We start from the raw sequence: 269 nt of genomic DNA on the forward strand, positions 1-269 counted from the left end.
TGCCGAACTCGCGGGTGGCTGATCCGATGCTTGCTCAGCTGCTGGTGCAGACGTTGTTTCCGTCGCAACTGACGGTGCCGTTGACTGTGCTGTTAAATCAGGTGCTTGCTCAATCGCTGCGGGTTCTGCATTGGTGATGGCGGCTGGTACCGAACTGGAGACATCAAGCCCAGCCTCTGAACTCGCCGTTTCACCATCCAATGTGATCGCGGTTAAGATTAAAGTGTAGGCTGTCAATATGAAAACGCTGATACCTACCACACTCCAAA

Origin of the sequence: Streptococcus sp. UBA632, from assembly GCF_002300045.1 — a bacterium.
In the GTDB taxonomy this organism is placed as follows: Bacteria; Bacillota; Bacilli; order Lactobacillales; family Streptococcaceae; genus Streptococcus; species Streptococcus alactolyticus.